This is a genomic window from Roseomonas sp. OT10, assembly GCF_020991085.1.
GTDB lineage: Bacteria > Pseudomonadota > Alphaproteobacteria > Acetobacterales > Acetobacteraceae > Roseomonas > Roseomonas cutis.
Genome location: NZ_CP087719.1, coordinates 2003204 through 2022557 on the forward strand (window position 1 = coordinate 2003204; position 19354 = coordinate 2022557).

The following is a 19354-nucleotide window of genomic DNA, read 5'->3' on the forward strand; positions in this document are numbered from 1 at the left end:
GGTGGGGTCGAGGGGCCAAGGGAAGCGGCCCGCCGGGCGCCGGATAGAGCCCCCCGTGCCCCGGCCTGTCAAGGAACGCCCCATGGGGTCGAGGGCAGGGCGGACCGACGCGGAACGCGGGTCAGGGCAGCGGCACGGCGGCGATGATCACCACCGCTTCGGCATAGGGGTATTCGTCCGTCATGGTCAGGCTGACCTGCGCGGCATGCCCCGGGGGGGTGATGGCGGCGAGCCGCGCCGCGGCCCCGCCGGTCATGCGCAGGGTGGGCTGGCCGGAGGAGAGGTTCACCACGCCGAGGTCGCGCCAGAACACTCCCGCCCGGAAGCCCGTGCCGAGCGCCTTCGACGCGGCCTCCTTGGCGGCGAAGCGCTTGGCGTAGGTGGCGGCGCGGATGCGTTCGCCCCGCGATTCCGCCTTGCGCCGCTCCGCCTCCGTGAAGACGCGGGAGAGGAACCGCTCGCCGTGCCGCTCCAGCGTGCGCTCGATCCGGCGGATGTCCACCATGTCGTTGCCGAGGCCGATGATCATGGCCGCCGTCAGCCCTTCGCGCGCTCGACCTGCTCCACGCCGGAGCAGGCGCGCAGCGCGGCGATGATGCTCTGCAGGTGGCGCAGGTTCTTCACCTCCAGGTCGACGTTCAGCTCGGTGAAGTCGGCGGCGCGGTGCTGGAACTTCAGCGACTGGATCTTGCCGTCCTGCTTCGCGATGGTCACCGTCAGCTCCGCCACGGCCTTGTTGTCGTTGGTCGTCACCACGGCCAGGCGGGCGACGTGCTCGCCGACCGTGCCGTCCTCGCTTTCCCAGTCCACGTCGATCAGCCGCTCCGGCGTGGCGTTGAAGGCCGCCAGCGTGCCGCACTGGCTGTTGTGGATCGTCACGCCCTTGCCCGTCGTCACCACGCCGACGATGCGGTCGCCCGGGACGGGGTGGCAGCAGCCGGCGAAGCTGACCGCCATGCCCGCCACGAGGCCGGAGATGCCATAGGCCGCCTCGGGCCGGCGCACCTGCCGCGTCGGCAGCACCGTGGCGCCCGGCTTGCCGTGCGCCCGGGCATAGGGGAGCATCTCGTGCGCCGCCCGGGACGGGCCGCGCAGCTCCGGCACGGCGGCGAAGACCACGTCGCGCGCGGCGATGTGGCCGTTGCCGACGGCGATGCACAGCTCCTCGAAGCCCGGCTGCTTGAGCGCCTTGACCGCGGGCTCGGCGATCTTCTCGGAGAAGTCGAGCCCTTCCTGGCGGAAGGCGCGGGCGATGGCGCCCCGGCCCTGCTCCTTCGCCTCCTCCCGCTGCTTCGCCAGGACGAAGCGGCGGATGCGGGCGCGCGCCTTGCCGGTGACGACGAAGCGTTCCCAGGCGGGGTTGGGCGTGTTGCCGCGGGCGGTGATGATCTCGACCTGGTCGCCATTCTCCAGCCGGTGGCGGAGCGGCTTGATCTGGCCGTTGACCTTGGCGCCGACGCAGGCATCGCCGACCTGGGAGTGGACCTGATAGGCGAAGTCCACCGGGGTCGCGCCCTTGGGCAGGGCGATCAGGTCGCCCTTGGGCGTGAAGCAGAAGACCTGGTCCTGGTGGAGCGCGAGCTTGGTGTGCTCCAGGAAGTCCTGCGTCTCGCTCCCGGCATTCTCCAGGATGTCGAGCAGGTCCTTGACCCAGGGGTAGCGGCGGCGCGGCTGGGCCGCCCCCGTCCCCTGCTTGTAGATCCAGTGCGCGGCGACGCCGAACTCCGCGACCTCGTGCATCTCCGGCGTGCGGATCTGCACCTCGATCTTGGCGTTGTGCCGCTCCGGCACCGTCACGCCCGTGTGCAGCGACTGGTAGCCGTTGGGCTTGGGGGTGGAGATGTAGTCCTTGAAGCGCCCCGGCACGACGCGATAGGCGGAATGCACCGCCCCCAGCGCCGCGTAGCACTGGCCCTTGTCCGGCACGACGACGCGGAAGGCCATGATGTCCGAGAGCTGCTCGAACTCGACCTTCTTTTCGTGCATCTTCAGCCAGATGGAATAGGCCGACTTCTCCCGCCCGGTCACGTCGATGACCTGCACCCCCGCCTCGCCCAGCTTGCGGCGCAGGTCGGCGGCGATCTCGTCGATCAGGTCGGCGCCCTGGCCGCGCAGGAAGGCGAGGCGGGCGTTGATGGTCTGGGACGCGTCCGGCTGCAGCTCGCGGAAGCAGATCGCCTGCAGCTCGGTGCGCAGCGCGTCCATGCCGATGCGCTCGGCCAGCGGCGCGTAGATCTCCATCGTCTCGCGCGCGACGCGGACCCGCTTCTCCGGCCGGGTGAAGTGCAGGGTGCGGATGTTGTGCAGCCGGTCGGCGAGCTTCACCAGCAGGACGCGGATGTCCTCGCTCATGGCGAGGACCAGCTTGCGGAAGTTCTCCGCCTGCTTGGTCCGCTCCGATTGCAGCTCCAGCCGGGTCAGCTTGGTGACGCCGTCCACCAGCCGCGCCACCTCGCCGCCGAAGCGCTTCTCCAGCTCGGCGAGGGTCAGGCCGGTATCCTCCACCGTGTCGTGGAGGAGGGCGGTCACGATGGTGGCGGTATCCAGCCGGTAGCCGGCCAGGATGCGGGCGACGGCCACCGGGTGGCCGATATAGGGGTCGCCGTTCTCGCGCTTCTGCGGGGCATGCTGCGCGCGGGCCAATTCATAGGCCCGCTCGATCGCGCCGCGATCGACCCGGGGGTCGTAGGACGCGACCAGATCGGCCAGCTCGATCCCCGTCCGGTCGTCCGCCGCTTCGGCCTGGGCCAGGCTCGGGGCGGCCAGCCCGTCGGGCGCGTGCGGTGCCCAGAGCCCGAAGCCTCCGGGATCGCTCGCGCCCATCGGGTTCAGCGTCGGCCGCCGCCCAGCTCGGCGGCGATGGCCGCCTCGATGTCGTCGGCGGGCATGTCCTCGACGCCCATGCCGGCCTCGTTCGCCTCGCCCTCGTTGACGTCCACCACGCCGAAGATGTTCTCGTCCGTGGCGATGAGGTCGATGACCTCCTCCTCCACCGGCTCCGGCTCCGGAGCGCGGAGGAGGGACTTCACGATGTCCTGCTCCAGCGCCTCGAGGTCCAGGGTCTCGTCGGCGATCTCGCGCAGGGCGACGACCGGGTTCTTGTCGTTGTCACGGTCGAGGGTCAGCTCCTCGCCGCGGCTGATGTTGCGGGCACGCTGGGCCGCCTTGAGCACGAGCTCGAAGCGGTTCGGGATCTTGTCGATGCAGTCTTCGACCGTGACGCGGGCCATGACCTACCAGTCGCTGATTCGGAGAATGACGGGAGATAGACGCCCGCCCGGCCCGCTGCAAGGTTTTTGGGCAAAGGTCAGAGGCGCCGCATGGGCATGGCGGGAATGGCGGCAAGCAGGTCGGCCACGCCCCGCCCGAGCCCCGGATGCACCCAGAGCGGGGCCACCTCGGCCAGCGGCACCAGCACGAAGGGGCGCAGGTGCGCCCGCGGATGCGGCAGGACGGGGTCCGGTGCGTCCCGCACCACCCCGCCCACGGCGATCAGGTCCAGGTCCAGGCTGCGCGGCGCGTTGCGATAGGGGCGCAGCCGCCCCGCCCCCTGCTCCAGGGCCTGGAGGCCGGCCAGCAGCGCCGCCGGGTCGGCCAGGCCGGCCAGCCGTGCCACCCCGTTCACATAGGGCGGCGAACGCGGGTCCGGGGGGTCCGCCGGCGTCTCCCACCAGCCGGACAGGGCCCGCAGCGGCAGGCCGCAGAGCCCGTCCAGCGCGGCCGCCGCGCGGCGGCAGGTCTCGATCGGCGGCGCGCCGTCGGGGGCGGGGAGGTTGGCCCCCAGGGCGATCAGCGTGTCGGTCAGCAGGACGGAATCCCCTCCGCGAGGCGCCGCCGGAGCCTCCCCGCCCTGCCCCGCCCCGGCAAGCGGCGGTGGCTCAGCCCAGGGCCGCCTCGATCGCGCGGGTCAGCTCCGGCGCATCCGGTTCCACCGCGCTGGGGAAGCCGCGGACCCGCTGCCCGTCCCGGGAGACCAGGTACTTGTGGAAGTTCCAGCGCGGCGGGCCGCCCCCCTGCCGCGCCGCCCAGGCGAAGAAGGGATGCGCCCGCGCCCCGGTGACGTGCTCCGGCGCCGCCATCGGGAAGGCGACTCCGAAGGTCGCCTCGCAGAAATCCTTGATCGTCGCGGCCCGCTCGCTCTCCTGCCCGAAGTCGTTGGAGGGCACGCCCAACACGACGAGGCCGCGCGGGGACAGGCGCTCGTGCAACGCCTGCAGCCCCTCGTACTGGCGGGTGAAGCCGCAGAAGGAGGCGGTGTTCACCACCAGCAGCGGCCGTCCGGCGAAACGGGACAGCGGCAGTGGCCCACCGGCGATGTCCTCGAAGCGGAAATCGGCCGCGGACTGCGCCCGCGCCGCAAACGGCGCCAGCGCCGCCCCGGAGGCGGCCAGGACGGCCCGGCGACCGATCTCAGCCATAGCGCTGCTCCTGCCAGGGATCGCCCCGGTTGTGATAGCCACGGACCTCCCAGAAGCCCGGCCGGTCGGCGGCCAGGAACTCGATCCGCCGCAGCCATTTCGGGCTCTTCCAGAAGTACAGGTGCGGGACCACCAGCCGCATCGGCCCGCCGTGCTGGCGTTCCAGGGGCGCGCCGTTCCAGGCGAAGGCCAGGAAGTTCTCCTCCCGGTCGAAATCCTCCATCGCCAGGTTGGTGGTGTAGCCGTCATGGGATTCCAAGGAGACGAAGCGCGCCTCCTCCTTCGGCCGCACGCGCTCGATCAGCGTCCGGACCGGCACGCCGTCCCAGTCGTTGTCATAGCGGGACCACTGGGTGACGCAGTGGATGTCGTTGCGGAAGGGCTGGCGCGGCAGGGCCATGAGCTCCGTCCAGTCCAGCACCGCCGGGGCGGCGACCAGCCCGTCCAGCCGCAGCCGGGCCGCGGACTCCGGGACCTCCGGCTGAATGCCCAGGTCCAGCACCGGAAAGTCCGTCACCAGCCGCTGGCCCGGCGGCAGCCGCGCCAGGGCGGGGTCGGCGGCCTCGCCGGTCAGCAGCCGCCCGGCCCGCGCCCAGGCCTGCTTGGTCTGGACCAGCTTCTCCCGGACCTGCCCGGTCAGGCGGACGCCGTCATCCTCCTCGGCCATCAGCCCTTCTCCCCCCGCATCAGCCGGGCCTTGTCGCGCTGCCAGTCGCGGGCGGCGATGGCGTGGCGCTTGTCCGCCTTGGTCTTGCCCTCGGCCAGGCCGAGCACGACCTTGGCGACGCCCCGCGTGTTGAACAGGATCTCCAGCGGCACCAGCGTCGCGCCCTCGCGCGAGACGGCACCGGCCAGCGTCTCCACCTGCTTGCGGTGGACCAGCAGCTTGCGCGGCCGGCGCGGCTCGAACTTCGCCATGAAGGAGCCGGCCTGCCATTCGGGGATGTAGCAGTTGAACAGCCACATCTCGCCGTCGCGCTCGCCGGCCCAGGCCTCGGTCAGCGTCGCGCGGCCGGCGCGGAGGCTCTTCACCTCCGGCCCGACGAGGACGATGCCCGCCTCCAGCGTGTCGTTGATCTTGTAGTCGAAGCGGGCCTTGCGGTTGGTCGCCGCGGTGCCGTGGCTGATCAGGCCCTTCTTGCGGGGTTCGGCCATGCGGTCCTCAGTTCAGCAGCCCCGCCCCGACCATGGCCGCGCGCACCCGCGCCTGGTTCGCCTCGCCCACCGGGGCGAGGGGCAGGCGGCAATGGTCGCTGCCGTGGCCGAGCAGGCTGGCGGCGTACTTCACGGGGCCGGGCGAGGTCTCGCAGAACATCGCGTCGTGCACGGGAACCAGCCGGTCCTGGATCCCGATCGCGTCCTGGATGCGGCCCTCGGCCCAGGCGTCGTGCATCTCGCGGCACAGGCGGGGGGCGACGTTGGCCGTGACGCTGATGCAGCCATGCCCGCCGGCCGCCAGGAAGGACAGCGCGGTGTGGTCCTCGCCCGAGAGCTGGCAGAATTCCGGGCCGCAGGCGGCGCGGGTGTGCAGCGGCCGGGTCAGGTTCGCGGTCGCGTCCTTCACGCCCACGATGTTGGGGTGCCTCGCCAGCCGCGCCATGGTCTCGACGGACATGTCCACCACGCTGCGGGGGGGGATGTTGTAGATGATGACCGGCAACTCCACCGCATCGGCGATGGCCATGAAGTGGCGGTACAGCCCCTCCTGGGTCGGCTTGTTGTAATAGGGCGTCACCACCAGCGCGGCGTCCGCCCCCGCCTCCTTGGCGTGGCGGGTCAGGCGGATCGCCTCGGCGGTGGAGTTGGAGCCGGCGCCCGCCACCACCGGCACGCGCCCGTCAGCCACCTCGACGCAGAGCTCCACGACACGGTCGTGCTCCTCGTGGCTCAGCGTCGGGCTCTCGCCGGTGGTGCCGACGGGGATGAGGCCCTGGGTCCCTTCGCGCACCTGCCAGTCCACGAAGGCCTTGAACGCCTTCTCGTCCAGGGCTCCGTCGCGCGTCATGGGGGAGATGAGGGCGACGAGGGAGCCCTTGAACATGGGGGATGGTCCTTGAACCGGGAAAGGGCCGGAACCTAGGCGCCCGAGGGTCCCGGAACAAGCGTCCCGGCCCGGCCGCGCGGCCCGGGCGACGAGTTCCGGCGCGGGCGCAAGTCCCGGCGCCCGGCGCCCGGCGCGGAGCAGGGCGGCCCCGCCGGCCCCTGGTCCGGCGCCCTGGCCTGCGCTCCCCTGCCCCGGTTCGTCCCGGGGGGAGTCCCTGCTTGCGCATCGCCCAGGTCGCGCCGCTCTTCGAATCCGTCCCGCCCCGCCGCTACGGCGGCACGGAGCGCGTGGTCCACTGGCTCACCGAGGAGCTGGCGGCCATGGGGCACGAGGTGACGCTCTTCGCCAGCGGCGATTCCCGCACCAGCGCCCGGCTGATCCCGGCCCGGGCGCGGGCGGAGCGCTTCATGCCGAACTTCGAGCGCAACGCCGCCCCCTATGCCCGCATGATCGAACTGGTCCGGCGCCATGCCGACGAGTTCGACGTCCTGCACTTCCACATCGACTTCCACCCCTTCTCCGTCTTCTCGCGCCAGGACACCCCCTTCCTGACCACCCTGCACGGGCGGCTGGACCAGCCCTGGGTGCCGGAGGTCTACGACCTCTTCCCGCGGGTGCCGCTGGTCTCGATCTCCGACGCGCAGCGCGCGCCGCTGCCGCATGCCCGCTGGGCGGGAACGGTGCTGCACGGCATGCCCACGGGGCTGCTGACGCCCCAGCCGGTGGAGCGGCACGACCACCTGGCCTTCCTCGGCCGCATCTCGCCGGAGAAGGGCATCGTGGACGCCATCGAGATCGCGCGGCAGGTCGGCTGCCCGCTGCAGGTGGCGGCCAAGATCGGCGAGGAGGACAAGACCTACTACCGCACCACCGTCGCCCCGCTGCTGCACGGCACGGCGCAGTACCTGGGCGAGATCGACGACGCGGAGAAGCCCGCCTTCCTCTCCGGCGCCCGCGCCCTGCTGTTCCCGATCGACTGGCCCGAGCCCTTCGGCCTGGTGATGATCGAGGCCATGGCCTGCGGCTGTCCCGTCATCGCCTATGACCGCGGCAGCGTGCGCGAGGTGGTGGAGGAGGGCGTGACCGGCTTCGTGGTGCGCAACGTGGCCGAGGCCGTCGCCGCCTGCGCCCAGGCCGAGCGGCTGGACCGCGCGCGGGTGCGGCGCCGCTTCGAGGAGCGCTGGTCCGCCCGCCGCATGGCGCAGGGCTACCTGGACCTCTACGAGCGGCTGGTGGCCGGGGCGGGCTGAGCCCGGCCGGAGGGTTCAGGCCGGGGCCATGAAGCCGGTGCGCAGCGCCCGCGCCCAGGCGGGGCGGCCAAGCCGCTCCGCCTGCCGCGCCGCCTCCTCGTGGTCATAGGGAACCGCCAGCAGCGCCGCCGCCCCGTCCGGCTCGACCAGCGCATAGCGGGCCAGCGGCGAGCCGGCTTCGGAGACATGGGCCGGCGGGTCTGGGTCGTCATAGGCGGGGCAGCCGACGCTGCCGGGATTCAGGATCAGCGGCCCCGTCGGCAGCCGCAGCAGCCGCGCCCGGTGGCTGTGCGCGCACAGCACCAGGCGCACCGCTGGGTCCAGCGGCCCGAGCCGAAGGCGGATCGCCTCCGGCGCGGCGCGGACCAGCCGGCCCTCGCGCACCTCCTCCAGCAGGTAGGCGTTGTCGTCCTCCGGCGAGGCATGGAAGGCCAGCACGCCGGGCGCCGCCAGGTGGCGCAGCGGCAGCGCGCCCAGGGCGGCCCGCTGCGCGGGCAGGAGGGCGTCGTGCGCGATGCGGTCGGACGGGCCCATCGCCTCCGGCGCCTGCGTCGCCACCCAGCGGTCGTGGTTGCCACGCAGCGTCACGGCGCCGAGCCCCTCCAGGCGCTCCAGCGTCTCGCGCGGCCAGAGCGGGCCGGAGACGATGTCTCCCAGATTCACCAGCCGGTCGGCGCCGCCGCGCCGCTCCAGGTCACGCAGCACCGCCTCGAGCGCGAGGAGGTTGCCGTGGATATCCGCGATGACCGCGATTCGCCCGTCCATCGCGCCATGCTACCCGCGCGGCCACAGCGCTCCCAGCCCGGATGGAGACAGTGCGTTGCAGGACAAGCCGCGCCGCCTCGGGTAAAGGAGCGGACCATGCGCCGTGCCGCCCTCGCCCTCTGCCTTGCCGCCGCTCCCCTGGCCGCCATCCCGATGGCGACCCCCCATGCCGCCGCGCAGCCCTGGGCCAGCGAGTCCCAGCGCGCCGCCGGCCGCACCGCCCTCGCCGCCGCCAATGCCGGGCGGGTGACGGAGGCGCAGGGGATCGCCGCCGCCGCCGATCCCATGGCGGCCAAGCTCGTCACCTGGATCCGGCTGCAGACGCGCGGCCAGGCCACCGGGGCGGAGCTGGCCGCCTGGCTCGCCGAGAATCCGGACTGGCCGCTGCCCCTCACCCTCGGCCAGCGCGCCGAGGAGGCGCTGGCGGTGGAGCCGGACGATGCGCTGGTGCTGCGGCACTTCGCCCGCATCCCGCCGCGCAGCCTGGACGGGGCGCAGCGCTACGCCGATGCGCTCAGCCGCGCGGGCAAGGGGGCAGAGGCCGCCGCGGTCCTCCGCGGCGCCTGGGTGGAGGCGCCGGGCGATGCCGTCGCCGAATCCGGCTTCCTCTCGCGCAACGCCGCGGCACTGACCGCCGAGGACCACTGGAGGCGCTTCGACCGGCTGGCCTTCGCGCGGGAGATGCCGGCCGCCGCGCGCGTGCTGCCGTACCTCGACGCCGGCCGGCAGGCCGCCGCACAGGCGCGGCTTGCCCTGGCGTCCGACCGGTCGGACGCCGAGGCCCTGCTGCCGCCGCCGGAGAGCCGCGACCTCGGCCTGATGGCCGAGCACGCCCGCTTCCTCCGCCGCCAGGAGCGGGACGGCGAGGCCGCCGCCGTCTGGCTCGCCGCCGAGCCGAGGCAGGACGGCCTCTCCCCCGAGGCGGCCAAGGCCGTCTGGACGGAGCGGCACGTGCTGGCACGCAAGCTCATCCGGCTGGGCCAGGACCGCGCCGCCTATCGCATCGCCTCCCGCCACGGCCAGCCCGGGCCCAGCGAGGCGCGGCAGGAGGCGGAGTTCCTCGCCGGGTGGATCGCCCTGCGCCGGCTGAACGAGCCGGACACGGCGCGGGAGCACTTCTCCCGCGTGGCGGACGGCAGCACCAGCGTCATCACCCGCGCCCGCGCCGGCTACTGGGAGGGGCGCGCCCTGCTGGCCTCCGGCAATGCCAATGCCGCGCGCGGCCGCTGGGAGGCGGCGGCCGCGCTGCCCACCGCCTATTACGGCCAGCTCGCCTCCGTCGCCCTGGGCGAGGATGCGGCGAAGCAGGCGCAGCGCATCCGCGCCGCCACCAGCGCGGCCCCGCCCGCCGACCAGACGGCGCTCTTCGTGGAGCGGGAGCTGACCCGCGCGGTGCTGACCCTGGCCGACCTGGGCGACACGCGCCGGGCCCGGGTCTTCCTGCTGCGGATGGAGGACCTCTCGCCCGACGCCGCCACCCGGCTGCTGATCGCGCGGCTGGCGAACAGCATCGGGCGGCCCGACCACGCCGTCTGGGTCGCGCGCCGCGCCGGGGCCGATGGGGTGACGCTGCTGCCGGAGGGCTGGCCCTCCCCGTACCCGCTGCCGCCGGATGGGCCGGAGCCGGCGCTCGTGCTGGCCATCTCCCGCCAGGAGAGCAACTTCGACCCTGCCGCCGTGTCGTCCTCCAACGCCCGCGGGCTGATGCAGCTGCTGCCCACCACGGCCGCCGAGGTCGCGCGCAAGGCGGGCATCCCGCACCAGTACGCCTGGCTGACCGCCAACCCCGCGCACAACATGCGCCTCGGCTCGCGCTACCTCGGCGACCAGCTCGACCGCTTCGGCGGCAACCCCGCCCTGGCGGCGGCCGCCTACAACGCCGGGCCGCGCCGGGTCGACGAGTGGCTGGGGACCTATGGCGACCCCGCCTCGGGCAATCCGGACCTGATCGACTGGATCGAGCTGATCCCCTTCAACGAGACGCGCAACTACGTGCAGCGCGTGGTGGAGAACGTCGTGGTGTACCGCGCCCTGAACCCCGCCGGCGCGGCGGGGGCGGGCAACACCCATCCCCTCGCGCGCTGGCTGGCGCCGTGAAGCTGGCGGCGCGCAAGCGGCGGATCTCCGCCCGGGACGGGCTGACGCTCGGGGCGATGGAATGGGCCGGCGACCCCGGCCGCACGCCGATCCTCTGCCTGCCCGGCATCTCGCGCACCGCGCGGGACTACAAGGGCCTGGCCAAGCGCCACGCGGGCAAGCGCCGGGTGGTGGCGCTGGACTATGTCGGCCACGGCCGCAGCGACCGGGCGGAGGAGCTGTCGCGCTACAGCCCGGAGCATGCGATCCGCGACATCCTGGATGCCTGCGCCGCGCTGGGGGTGGACCGGGCGGCGGTGGTCGGCACCTCCTTCGGCGGGCTGATGGCGATGTTCCTGGCCGTGGTGCGGCCGGCGCTGCTGCGCGGGGTGGTGCTGAACGACATCGGGCCGCGGCTGGAGACGGGCGGGCTCGGCCGGGTGGAGGACTTCATCGGCTCCAATCCCGGCTTTGCCAGCGAGGAGGAGGCGGTCGCCTGGCTGAAGGCCCGGATGCCCGGAACCCCGATCCCGGACGAGCGGAGCTGGATCCGCTTCGCGCGGCGCACCTTCAAGCGGGGCGAGGACGGGCGCTGGTGGGCGCACTGGGACACGCGCATCGTCGAGGCCATGCGCCAGAATGGGAACGGGAGCGGCAACGGCCAGGGCGGGGCGGGCGGCGGGCAGGATTTCGGCCCCGTCTTCGAGGCCCTGGCGGATTTCCCGGTGATGCTGGTCTGGGGGGAGAGGAGCGAGCTGCTCGGCGCCCGCACCGTGCACCGGATGCGGGCGGCCAAGCCGGACCTCGACCTGGTCGTCCTGGGCTATGCCGGCCATGCGCCGACGCTGGAGGAGCCGGAGGTCGTGCCGCGCCTCGACGCCTTCCTGGACCGGATCGCGTGAGCGTCCCGCCGGCCGCGCCGGCCGGCGCGCCGCCGCGCAGCCGCTTCCATGCCGGCCCGGCGCAGCTGGTCGCCAGCCTGGGCGGGATCGGGTTGCTGCGGCCCGGGCCGGGAAGCTGGGGCTCGGCCGCCGTGCTGCCAGTTGCCTGGGCGGGACCGGATGCCTGCCTGGCCCTGGCCGCGCTGCTGACCGTGGCCGGCATGTGGTCGATCTGGCGCCTGCCGGAGGCGGTGGAGGACCCTCCCTGGATCGTCATCGATGAGGGGGCGGGACAGTCGCTGGCCCTGGCCGCCCTGCCGGCGGGCTTCGGCTGGGGCTGGCTGCTGGCCGCCTTCCTGGCCTTCCGGGTGCTGGACGTGGCCAAGCCCTGGCCGGTCTCCTGGGCCGACCGCAAGGCGGGGCCCGGCTGGGTGATGGCGGACGACCTGATCGGCGGGGCGATGGCCGCCCTGCTGCTGGTGCTGGCACGGAGTGTCTGGTGATGCTGCCCGAGGAGACGTTGGAACAGGCCGCTGTGCTGCTGGGCGCGTTGCAGGCGCGGGGCCTGACCGTGGCGACCGCGGAATCCTGTACCGGCGGGCTGGTGGCGGCGGCGCTGACCGCGATCCCCGGCTCCTCGGCCAGCGTGCTGGCGGGCTTCGTCACCTATTCCAACGACGCCAAGGAGGCGATGCTCGGCGTGCCGCGCGCCACGCTGGACAGCGTGGGCGCGGTCAGCGCCGAGACGGCGAGGGCCATGGCGGAGGGGGCGATGGCGCGGTCGGGCGCGGATTGCGCCGTCTCCACCACCGGGATCGCCGGTCCAGGCGGGGAGACGCCGGGCAAGCCGGTGGGTCTGGTCTACCTTGCCGCCGCGCGGCGGGGGACGGAGACGGTGGTGGCGCGCCACGTCTTCCCCGGCGACCGGGCGGCCGTGCGCGCCGCGACGGTGGCCGAGGCGCTGCGGATGCTGGAGGCGGCAGCCGGGGCCTGACCCCGACGCGCCACATCCCGGCTCAGGCGTCGGCCAGGATCGCGCGGATGGCGGAGAGCGCCTCCTCCATCATCCCTGCCGTGACATCCAGATGCGTGCAGGCGCGGATCTTCCCGGCGAGCAGGCTGACCTGGATGCCTTGCTCCCGCAGCCTCGCGGCCAGCGCCTCGGCCGACAGCCCCGCGCCCGAGGGGTCGAAGTAGACGAGGTTGGTGTCGCACTCCTCCACCGCCACGCCGGGAATCTGGCGCAGGCCGCGCACCAGCGCCTGGGCATTGGCATGGTCCTCGGCCAGCCGGTCGATGTGGTGGTCGAGCGCGTAAAGGCAGCCGGCGGCGCTGATCCCCGCCTGGCGCATCGAGCCGCCGAGCCGCTGCTTCCAGCGCCAGGCGCGGTCGATGAACTCCGACGACCCGGCCAGCACCGCGCCCAGCGGCGCGCCGAGTCCCTTGGTGAAGTCCAGCCACACGGAGTCGAAGCCCGCCGTCATCTCGGCCGCGGGGATGCCGGCGGCGACGCAGGCGTTCATCAGCCGCGCGCCGTCCATGTGGGTGGCCCAGCCCTGCTCCCGCGCGATGGCCGTCAGCTCATCCAGCCGCGCCTTGGGCCAGACGGTGCCACCGCCCAGGTTGGCGGTCTGCTCGATCTCCAGCAGCGTCTGCGGCAGGGCGTAGCGGCTGCGCGGGCGGATGGCCGCGCGCAGCGAGTCCGCGTCGAACAGGCCGCGCGGGCCGCGCAGCCCGGTGATCTGGATGCCGCCCAGCGCCGCGTGGTTGCCGCCCTCGCTGGTCAGGATATGCGCCGATTCATGCGCCAGGACCTCGTCGCCGGGCCGGCAATGGGTCAGCAGCGCCACCACGTTGCACATGGTGCCCGACGGCAGGAACACCGCCGCCTCCTTGCCCAGCAGCGCCGCCATGCGGTCGCAGAGGGCGGTGACGGTGGGGTCGTCGCCGAACTGCTCGTCCCCCACCTCGGCCGCCAGCATCGCCGCGCGCATGGCGGGGGTGGGGCGGGTCTGGGTGTCGGAATAGAGGTTGATGCGGACGGGCGGGGCGCCGGCGGGCGGGCGCGGAGGGGCATGGACCATGGCGGCGCAGCCTGCCAGCGGCGCGCCGCCCTGGCCAGACGGGTCGGCCCCCTGACCGCCCCCCCTGGTCAGCCCCCGCGGTGCTTCCGCCAGATCGCCGCGAGCTTCGGCCGGGCGGCGACGGCGCGGGTCAGGCGTTCCACCTTCGGGGCGTTGGCCGGCATCCACTCGTCGCCCTTCAGCCAGCGCGAGAGCGCGGCGATGTAGGGATCGGCCAGGGTGAAGCGGTCCCCCAGCAGGTAGGGGCCCTGCCCGTCCGGCCCGAACGGGGCATTCGCCTCCAGCACGGACCAGACCTCGCGGCCCATCTCCATCGCCCGGGCACGGATGGCGGGCGCATGGGCGGGGTCGGCGCTGAATCGCTCGGGGTAATCGGCGCGGGTGACGTGGGGATAGAACTCGCCCGCCAGCAGCGCCATCCAGCGCAGCACCGTGGCGTGGCCGGGGTCGTCGGGCGGGGGGAGCAGCCGCGCCTCCGGATGGCGGGCGGCCAGGGTGAGCAGGATGGCGAGGGATTCCGTGACCACCGTGCCGTCCGGCAGCAGCAGCACCGGCACGCGCCCCATGGGGTTGCGGCGGCGATGGTCCTCCGAAAGCTGGTGGTCGCCCTCCAGCGGCACCTCCACCAGCTCGACCGGCGCACCGATCTCGGCCAGCACCATCTCGACGGGATGCGAGCCGGAGCCCCGGTCGCCATAGAGCGTGTAGCGGTCCATGGGCGGGAAGCTGCCCCCGATCCGGGCATCCGGGCAAACCACAAAGCCTGATGCCCGGCATCAGCGGCGTTGAACCCGGCGGGCGGAAAGACCCCCTCGGGGCAGGTCAGAACCGGCGTCGGACGTCGAGCCATTCCCACAGGAGGGGAGTCCCCTCCGTCAGCGCCTCGCCCGCCCGCGCTGCCGAGGCCCGGTAGAACTCCCCCATGGCGCGTCGCCACCAGGCCAGAGTCCGGTCCCCCTCGCCATAGTCCCGCGCCATCTCCTCCGTCACCGCGCCGAAGGGCAGGACCTCCAGCCGCACCGTCTCCACGATCCCGCGCGCCCGGCCGGAGCCGTCCAGCAGGACGCTGAGCGCACCGACGAAGGGAAGCTTGCCGTCCGGATAGTCCCAGAAGGGGGAGGAGGTCAGCGTCTTGGTCCCCGCCAGGATCAGCCCGGCGCCCGCCTCGGCGTGTTCCGGGGCGCCGCCGATGACCATCGGAAGGAAGTAGCGCGCCTCCTCGCCAGGAAAGGCGGCTTCCAGGATAGGCCTCGTGTCGCTGTCCATCGTCCCTGCCCGGACTGCCGCACGACCGGGGCCGCGGCCGCGCCCTACCCCACCGGCTGGGCGGCCGGCGTGGTGCCGGGCGCGCCGGGGCGGCCGTAGAGCTGCATCGCCCGTCGCTCGAAGGCGCGGACCATCAGGCGGACGGCCTCGTTGAAGACGGTGCCGATCACCGCCTGGAGCAGGCGCGACTTGAACTCGAAATCCACGAAGAACTCCACCTCGGTCCCTTCGGGGCGCGGGTGGAAGCGCCAGTGGTTGTTGAGGTAGCGGAAGGGGCCGGTGAGGTATTCCACATGCACGTGGTGCGGCCGGTCCAGCGTCACCCGGCTGCGGAAGGTCTCGCGGAACATCTTGAAGCCGATGGTCAGGTCGGCGGTCAGCTCCGTCTCGCTGCGCTCCACGATCCGCGCCGCCACGCACCACGGCAGGAACTCCGGATAGCGCCGGACATCCGCCACCATGTCGAAGAGCTGCTCCGGCGAGTAGCGGAGCACCCTCTTCTCGGCATAGGTGGGCACGGCTCAGGCCGGCAGGGCGGCACGGGCGGCGAGCTTCGCCTCCCGTGCGTCGCGCAGCGCCGCGAAGTCCCGGTCCGCGTGGTAGGAGGAGCGGGTGAGCGGGGTGGAGGAGACCAGCAGGAACCCCTTGGCCCGCGCCATGGCGGCGTAGTCGGCGAACTCGTCCGGCTCCACGAAGCGGTCCACCGCCGCGTGCTTCACCGTGGGCTGCAGGTACTGGCCGATGGTCAGGAAGTCGATCTCGGCCGCGCGCATGTCGTCCATCACCTGCAGCACCTCGATCCGGGTCTCGCCCAGCCCGACCATCAGGCCGGACTTGGTGAAGATGCGCGGGTCCAGCGCCTTCACCCGGTCGAGCAGGCGCAGCGAGTGGAAGTAGCGCGCCCCCGGCCGGATGGTCGGGTAGAGCTTCGGGACCGTCTCCAGATTGTGGTTGAAGACGTCCGGCCGCGCCGCGACCACCACCTCCAGCGCCCCGTCCTTGCGCAGGAAGTCGGGCGTCAGGATCTCGATCGTGGTCTCGGGGGCCGAGGCCCGGATCGCCGCGATGGTGGCCGCGAAATGCGCCGCCCCCCCGTCGCGCAGGTCGTCGCGGTCCACCGAGGTGATGACGACATGCTTCAGGCCCAGCGTCGCCACCGCCTCCCCCACCCGGCGCGGCTCGTCCGCATCCAGGTGCTTGGGCATGCCGGTGGTGATGTTGCAGAAGGAGCAGGCGCGGGTGCAGATCTCGCCCATGATCATCATGGTCGCGTGGCGCTGCGACCAGCATTCCCCGATATTGGGGCAGGCCGCCTCCTCGCAGACCGTGACCAGCTTGCTGTCGCGCATCAGCGCGCGCGTCTCGTGATAGACCGGGTGGGTCGGCGCCTTGACCCGGATCCATTCCGGCTTGCGCTTGATCGGGTTGTCCGGGCGGTTGGCCTTCTCCGGGTGGCGCAGGGCGGCGGCGGAGCGGGCGGGCGCGGCCAGCGGTTCCGGCATGCCGCCGGGCGCGGTCATCACGGCAGCCGGCGCCGCCAGGTGCGCCGGCAGTTCGGCCGGCGCCTCGCCGCGCTGGATGTGCGCCCCGCCGGCACGGTGGTCCACCAGAATCTTGGCCATGCTGCCCCTGGATGTTGTGCCCCGGCCGGCGGCGGGAAGGTGCGCCCCCTCCCCGGCCGGAAGCGCCGCCGGACCCCGCCGGCCGCCGCCTAGATGTGGATCACCCGGCCGTAAGCATCAAGCACGGCCTCGTGCATGGCTTCCGAGACGGTGGGGTGGGGGAAGACGGTGTGCATCAGCTCCGTCTCGGTCGATTCCAGGGTGCGGGCGATGGTGTAGCCCTGGATCATCTCCGTGACCTCCGGCCCGGCCATGTGCGCGCCCAGCAGCTCGCCGGTCTTCGCGTCGAAGACGGTCTTCACCATCCCCTCCGGTTCGCCCATGGCGATGGCCTTGCCGTTGCCGATGAAGGGGAAGCGGCCGACCTTCACCTCGTGCCCCGCCTCCTTCGCCTTGGCTTCGGTCAGCCCCACCGAGGCCACCTGCGGCCGGCAATAGGTGCAGCCGGGGATGTTGGAGACGTCCATCGGGTGCGGGTGCAGCCCGGCGATGGCCTCGACGCAGATCACCCCCTCGTGGCTCGCCTTGTGCGCCAGCCAGGGCGGGCCGGTCAGGTCGCCGATGGCATAGACCCCCGGCTCGCCGGTGAAGCCGAAGGGGTCGGTGACCACATGGGTCCGCTCCACCTTCACCTTCGTCCCTTCCAGGCCGAGATCCTCGACATTGCCGACGATGCCGACCGCCGAGATCAGCCGCTCCGCCGCGATGTCCTGGACCTTGCCGTTGGCCTCGACGGTCGCGACGACGCCGTCGCCCTCCTTCCGCACGCCCTGGACCTTGGCGCCGGTCAGCACCTTCATCCCCTGCTTGGTGAAGGACTTGTGGACGAAGGCGCTGATCTCCGCATCCTCGACCGGCAGGACCCGGTCCAGCGCCTCGATCAGCGTCACCTCGGCGCCCATGTTCAGGTAGAAGCTGGCGAATTCCGACCCGATCGCGCCGGAGCCGATGACGATCAGCGACTTCGGCATGGCGGGCGGCACCATCGCCTCGCGATAGGTCCAGATCCGCTGGCCGTCCGGCTCGATCCCCGGCAGCACCCGGGCGCGGGCGCCGGTCGCCAGGATGATGTTCTTGGCCTGAAGCTCCGCGACCGGCTTGCCGTCCTTGGCGACCGCCAGCTTCCCCGGCCCGGCCAGCTTCGCATGGCCGTCGAAGACCGTGACCTTGTTCTTCTTCATCAGGTGCTTCACGCCGGCCGAGAGCTGCCCCGCCACCCCGCGCGAGCGCTTGATCACCTTGGCGAAGTCGTAGCGGATGTTGTCGGCCGCGAAGCCATAGGCATCGAGGCTGTGCAGCAGGTGGTTGATCTCGCTGGCGCGCAGCAGCGCCTTGGTCGGGATGCAGCCCCAGTTCAGGCAGATGCCGCCCAGGTTCTCGCGCTCCACCAGCGCCACCTTCATCTTGAGCTGCGCGCCGCGGATCGCCGCGACATAGCCGCCGGGGCCGCCGCCCACCACCACCAGGTCGAACTGCTCGGCCATCGGTTTCACCCTCCGTCGGTTCAGACCGCGGCCAGACCGGGCCAGCGGCGCAGCGCCGGCATCCGCCGGGCCGCGAGTGCGAGAATCCCCCAGGCCGCGGCGATCGCACCGCCGAGCATCAGGGCGAGGTTGTAGCGTTCCTGGTTGATCGAGGCGGCGGCATGCACCCCCAGCATGATCCAGGCCGGCAGGGCGTAGAGCAGCAGGGAGCCCAGCCGGCCGGCCCGGCGTGCCGCGGCCAGGCCGAAGGGGATCAGCAGCGCCATCCCCAGCCCCCAGTAGCGGCCGACCCAGATCCCGCGCCAGGCCAGGGAAAGGGTGGTCATGCCATGCCAGAACAGGTTGCCGAGCAGCCCCTCGCGGAGCAGCCCGGGCAGGGCCGCGTCGATCCCCCCCGGCGCGGCCAGGGCGACGGCGCGGTCGTGCTGGCCGATGTCGTAGAGGCTGCCCGGCCGGTCCCAGTCCAGCCGCCAGATCGTGTCCTCGCCGAACAGGGCGAAGGCCAGCCGGTCGCCGAAATCGGGCAGCCAGAACAGGAAGGAGGCGAACCACTCCCGCCACGTCATGCCGTCATAGGCCAGCCGCTCCACCAGCACGGCGGGGCCGTAGCCGGCGGTGACGGCGAAATGTCCCAGCACCAGCGCGTTGCGCAGCATCCAGGGCAGCATCGCCAGCCCCAGCCCCAGGGCGCAGAGCGGCAGCGCCCTCCAGGCGGTGCGCCCCCGCCAGGCGAGGAGCGCGACCACCGCCAGCGCCACGGGGATCAGCACGACATGGCTCGGCCGGGTGAGGACCAGCAGGCCCAACACCACCCCCGCCAGCAGGGCGAGAAGGCCCCGGCCCTCCGCCTCCGGCTCATCGTCGACCCCATCGCCCTGGCCCAGCCGCAGGAAGAGCAGCGCCGCGCCCGCGAAGAGGAACAACCCCAGGCTCTCCGTCATCGCCAGGGTGATCAGATGGGCATAGCTCGCCAGCGTCCCCAGCCCGATCGCGGTCGCAAGCACCGCCACCGGCGCCCCCCGGGCCAGCCGGCGCGCGGCGGCGTAGAGGAAGGCGAGCGCCCCGGCGCAGAGCGCCATCTGCACCGGCAGGGTCAGGCCGCGATAGGCCGGGCAATGCGCCGCCACGTCGCCGCGCGGCCAGTGCCGCATCAGGCAGGTCGCGTTGCCGCGCAGGCCGGAATCCGCCTCCATCAGCGCGGCGAGCAGCAGCGGGTAGCCCGGGCCCAGGAACATGCCGGGCGGCGGCACCTCCTCGCTGCTGTCCACCTCGTCGAAATAGCCGTTCGAGTAGACGCCGTGCTCGACCAGGTCCCAGGCGGTCATGACGTAGAAGCGCTGGTCGAAGACGTCGAGCGTGCGCGGCCGCGTCGCCGCGCCGAGGCCCAGCAGCACCCCGAAGCACAGGACGAAGGCGAGCCAGGCCTGCGCCAGCGGTCGGTCGCGGAGGAGGCCGAGGCGCACC

General features: G+C 73.1%; 21 protein-coding genes. 5 read left to right on the top strand and 16 right to left on the bottom strand.

Annotated elements, in window-relative coordinates; translation table 11 throughout:
- Positions 1 to 121: 121 nt before the first annotated feature.
- The 8 genes from acpS to dapA form a co-directional block, all read right to left on the bottom strand.
- Positions 122 to 529, bottom strand: coding sequence for a holo-ACP synthase (acpS, locus tag LPC08_RS09280; protein WP_230452412.1), 408 nt, complete (start codon positions 527 to 529; stop codon positions 122 to 124).
- Positions 530 to 537: 8 nt separating this feature from the next.
- Complete coding sequence (locus tag LPC08_RS09285; protein WP_230452413.1) at positions 538 to 2823, bottom strand: RelA/SpoT family protein; 2286 nt, start codon at positions 2821 to 2823, stop codon at positions 538 to 540.
- A gap of 5 nt (positions 2824 to 2828) precedes the next feature.
- A complete protein-coding gene (rpoZ, locus tag LPC08_RS09290) occupies positions 2829 to 3230 on the bottom strand; it encodes a DNA-directed RNA polymerase subunit omega (protein ID WP_230452414.1) in 402 nt (133 codons plus the stop codon).
- Positions 3231 to 3307: 77 nt separating this feature from the next.
- Positions 3308 to 3808, bottom strand: a complete 501-nt coding sequence (gene folK / locus LPC08_RS09295; RefSeq protein WP_370643348.1) for a 2-amino-4-hydroxy-6-hydroxymethyldihydropteridine diphosphokinase — start codon at positions 3806 to 3808, stop codon at positions 3308 to 3310.
- A 70-nt stretch (positions 3809 to 3878) separates the two neighbouring features.
- Positions 3879 to 4418, bottom strand: coding sequence for a glutathione peroxidase (locus LPC08_RS09300; protein WP_230452415.1), 540 nt, complete (start codon positions 4416 to 4418; stop codon positions 3879 to 3881).
- Positions 4411 to 5085, bottom strand: coding sequence for a sulfite oxidase-like oxidoreductase (locus LPC08_RS09305; protein WP_230452416.1), 675 nt, complete (start codon positions 5083 to 5085; stop codon positions 4411 to 4413). The genes LPC08_RS09300 and LPC08_RS09305 overlap by 8 nt, the downstream gene beginning before the upstream one ends.
- Positions 5085 to 5573 carry an SsrA-binding protein SmpB gene (smpB, locus tag LPC08_RS09310; RefSeq protein ID WP_230452417.1) on the bottom strand — a complete coding sequence of 163 codons (489 nt, stop codon included), beginning with the start codon at positions 5571 to 5573 and terminating at the stop codon, positions 5085 to 5087. The genes LPC08_RS09305 and smpB overlap by 1 nt, the downstream gene beginning before the upstream one ends.
- 7 nt (positions 5574 to 5580) lie before the next feature.
- A complete protein-coding gene (gene dapA / locus LPC08_RS09315; protein ID WP_230452418.1) occupies positions 5581 to 6459 on the bottom strand; it encodes a 4-hydroxy-tetrahydrodipicolinate synthase in 879 nt (292 codons plus the stop codon).
- Between the two features lie 221 nt (positions 6460 to 6680).
- Here dapA and LPC08_RS09320 point away from each other — a divergent pair, with 221 nt between their 5' ends.
- Positions 6681 to 7712 carry a glycosyltransferase family 4 protein gene (locus tag LPC08_RS09320; RefSeq protein ID WP_230452419.1) on the top strand — a complete coding sequence of 344 codons (1032 nt, stop codon included), beginning with the start codon at positions 6681 to 6683 and terminating at the stop codon, positions 7710 to 7712.
- Positions 7713 to 7727: 15 nt separating this feature from the next.
- Here LPC08_RS09320 and LPC08_RS09325 read toward each other — a convergent pair whose 3' ends face one another.
- The gene (locus LPC08_RS09325; RefSeq protein WP_230452420.1) at positions 7728 to 8477 is read right to left on the bottom strand and encodes a metallophosphoesterase family protein; all 750 of its coding nucleotides are present in this window, start codon (positions 8475 to 8477) and stop codon (positions 7728 to 7730) included.
- A 96-nt stretch (positions 8478 to 8573) separates the two neighbouring features.
- On the opposite strand from LPC08_RS09325, the gene LPC08_RS09330 reads away from it, so the two are divergent.
- The 4 genes from LPC08_RS09330 to LPC08_RS09345 are packed head-to-tail and all read left to right on the top strand — an operon-like array spanning position 8574 to position 12428.
- Positions 8574 to 10574, top strand: a complete 2001-nt coding sequence (locus LPC08_RS09330; RefSeq protein ID WP_230452421.1) for a lytic transglycosylase domain-containing protein — start codon at positions 8574 to 8576, stop codon at positions 10572 to 10574.
- Positions 10571 to 11455, top strand: coding sequence for an alpha/beta fold hydrolase (locus LPC08_RS09335; protein ID WP_230452422.1), 885 nt, complete (start codon positions 10571 to 10573; stop codon positions 11453 to 11455). Before LPC08_RS09330 ends, LPC08_RS09335 begins: the two co-directional genes overlap by 4 nt.
- Positions 11452 to 11937 carry a phosphatidylglycerophosphatase A family protein gene (locus LPC08_RS09340; protein ID WP_230452423.1) on the top strand — a complete coding sequence of 162 codons (486 nt, stop codon included), beginning with the start codon at positions 11452 to 11454 and terminating at the stop codon, positions 11935 to 11937. The genes LPC08_RS09335 and LPC08_RS09340 overlap by 4 nt, the downstream gene beginning before the upstream one ends.
- Positions 11937 to 12428, top strand: a complete 492-nt coding sequence (locus LPC08_RS09345) for a CinA family protein (protein ID WP_230453029.1) — start codon at positions 11937 to 11939, stop codon at positions 12426 to 12428. Before LPC08_RS09340 ends, LPC08_RS09345 begins: the two co-directional genes overlap by 1 nt.
- Positions 12429 to 12450: 22 nt before the next feature.
- Here the strand turns inward: LPC08_RS09345 and LPC08_RS09350 are convergent, their stop codons facing one another.
- The 7 genes from LPC08_RS09350 to LPC08_RS09380 all read right to left on the bottom strand — a co-directional run bounded on the left by LPC08_RS09350 (position 12451) and on the right by LPC08_RS09380 (position 19353).
- Positions 12451 to 13518 (bottom strand): threonine aldolase family protein, encoded by a 1068-nt coding sequence (locus tag LPC08_RS09350; protein WP_230452424.1) that lies wholly within the window; start codon positions 13516 to 13518, stop codon positions 12451 to 12453.
- A 68-nt stretch (positions 13519 to 13586) separates the two neighbouring features.
- Positions 13587 to 14234, bottom strand: a complete 648-nt coding sequence (locus LPC08_RS09355; protein ID WP_230452425.1) for a glutathione S-transferase family protein — start codon at positions 14232 to 14234, stop codon at positions 13587 to 13589.
- A gap of 106 nt (positions 14235 to 14340) precedes the next feature.
- Positions 14341 to 14784: an ASCH domain-containing protein gene (locus tag LPC08_RS26205; RefSeq protein ID WP_304622077.1), complete on the bottom strand. Its 444-nt coding sequence runs from the start codon at positions 14782 to 14784 to the stop codon at positions 14341 to 14343.
- 44 nt (positions 14785 to 14828) lie between these two features.
- Complete coding sequence (locus LPC08_RS09365) at positions 14829 to 15302, bottom strand: type II toxin-antitoxin system RatA family toxin (protein WP_230452426.1); 474 nt, start codon at positions 15300 to 15302, stop codon at positions 14829 to 14831.
- Between the two features lie 3 nt (positions 15303 to 15305).
- Positions 15306 to 16286 (bottom strand): lipoyl synthase, encoded by a 981-nt coding sequence (gene lipA / locus LPC08_RS09370; protein WP_230453030.1) that lies wholly within the window; start codon positions 16284 to 16286, stop codon positions 15306 to 15308.
- A 209-nt stretch (positions 16287 to 16495) separates the two neighbouring features.
- Positions 16496 to 17890 (bottom strand): dihydrolipoyl dehydrogenase, encoded by a 1395-nt coding sequence (gene lpdA / locus LPC08_RS09375; RefSeq protein WP_230452427.1) that lies wholly within the window; start codon positions 17888 to 17890, stop codon positions 16496 to 16498.
- Positions 17891 to 17910: 20 nt separating this feature from the next.
- Positions 17911 to 19353, bottom strand: coding sequence for a hypothetical protein (locus LPC08_RS09380; RefSeq protein ID WP_230452428.1), 1443 nt, complete (start codon positions 19351 to 19353; stop codon positions 17911 to 17913).
- Position 19354 lies beyond the last annotated feature (1 nt).

Bases quoted from the DNA above. Each gene is read 5' to 3' on its own strand.
- dapA (WP_230452418.1), bottom strand. From the start codon at position 6,459: ATGTTCAAGGGCTCCCTCGTCGCCCTCATCTCCCCCATGACGCGCGAC.
- LPC08_RS09325 (WP_230452420.1), bottom strand. From the start codon at position 8,477: ATGGACGGGCGAATCGCGGTCATCGCGGATATCCACGGCAACCTCCTC.
- lpdA (WP_230452427.1), bottom strand. From the start codon at position 17,890: ATGGCCGAGCAGTTCGACCTGGTGGTGGTGGGCGGCGGCCCCGGCGGC.
- LPC08_RS26205 (WP_304622077.1), bottom strand. From the start codon at position 14,784: ATGGACAGCGACACGAGGCCTATCCTGGAAGCCGCCTTTCCTGGCGAG.
- lipA (WP_230453030.1), bottom strand. From the start codon at position 16,286: ATGCCGGAACCGCTGGCCGCGCCCGCCCGCTCCGCCGCCGCCCTGCGC.
- LPC08_RS09300 (WP_230452415.1), bottom strand. From the start codon at position 4,418: ATGGCTGAGATCGGTCGCCGGGCCGTCCTGGCCGCCTCCGGGGCGGCG.
- LPC08_RS09355 (WP_230452425.1), bottom strand. From the start codon at position 14,234: ATGGACCGCTACACGCTCTATGGCGACCGGGGCTCCGGCTCGCATCCC.
- rpoZ (WP_230452414.1), bottom strand. From the start codon at position 3,230: ATGGCCCGCGTCACGGTCGAAGACTGCATCGACAAGATCCCGAACCGC.
- LPC08_RS09305 (WP_230452416.1), bottom strand. From the start codon at position 5,085: ATGGCCGAGGAGGATGACGGCGTCCGCCTGACCGGGCAGGTCCGGGAG.
- LPC08_RS09345 (WP_230453029.1), top strand. From the start codon at position 11,937: ATGCTGCCCGAGGAGACGTTGGAACAGGCCGCTGTGCTGCTGGGCGCG.
- smpB (WP_230452417.1), bottom strand. From the start codon at position 5,573: ATGGCCGAACCCCGCAAGAAGGGCCTGATCAGCCACGGCACCGCGGCG.
- LPC08_RS09330 (WP_230452421.1), top strand. From the start codon at position 8,574: ATGCGCCGTGCCGCCCTCGCCCTCTGCCTTGCCGCCGCTCCCCTGGCC.
- LPC08_RS09350 (WP_230452424.1), bottom strand. From the start codon at position 13,518: ATGGTCCATGCCCCTCCGCGCCCGCCCGCCGGCGCCCCGCCCGTCCGC.
- LPC08_RS09285 (WP_230452413.1), bottom strand. From the start codon at position 2,823: ATGGGCGCGAGCGATCCCGGAGGCTTCGGGCTCTGGGCACCGCACGCG.
- acpS (WP_230452412.1), bottom strand. From the start codon at position 529: ATGATCATCGGCCTCGGCAACGACATGGTGGACATCCGCCGGATCGAG.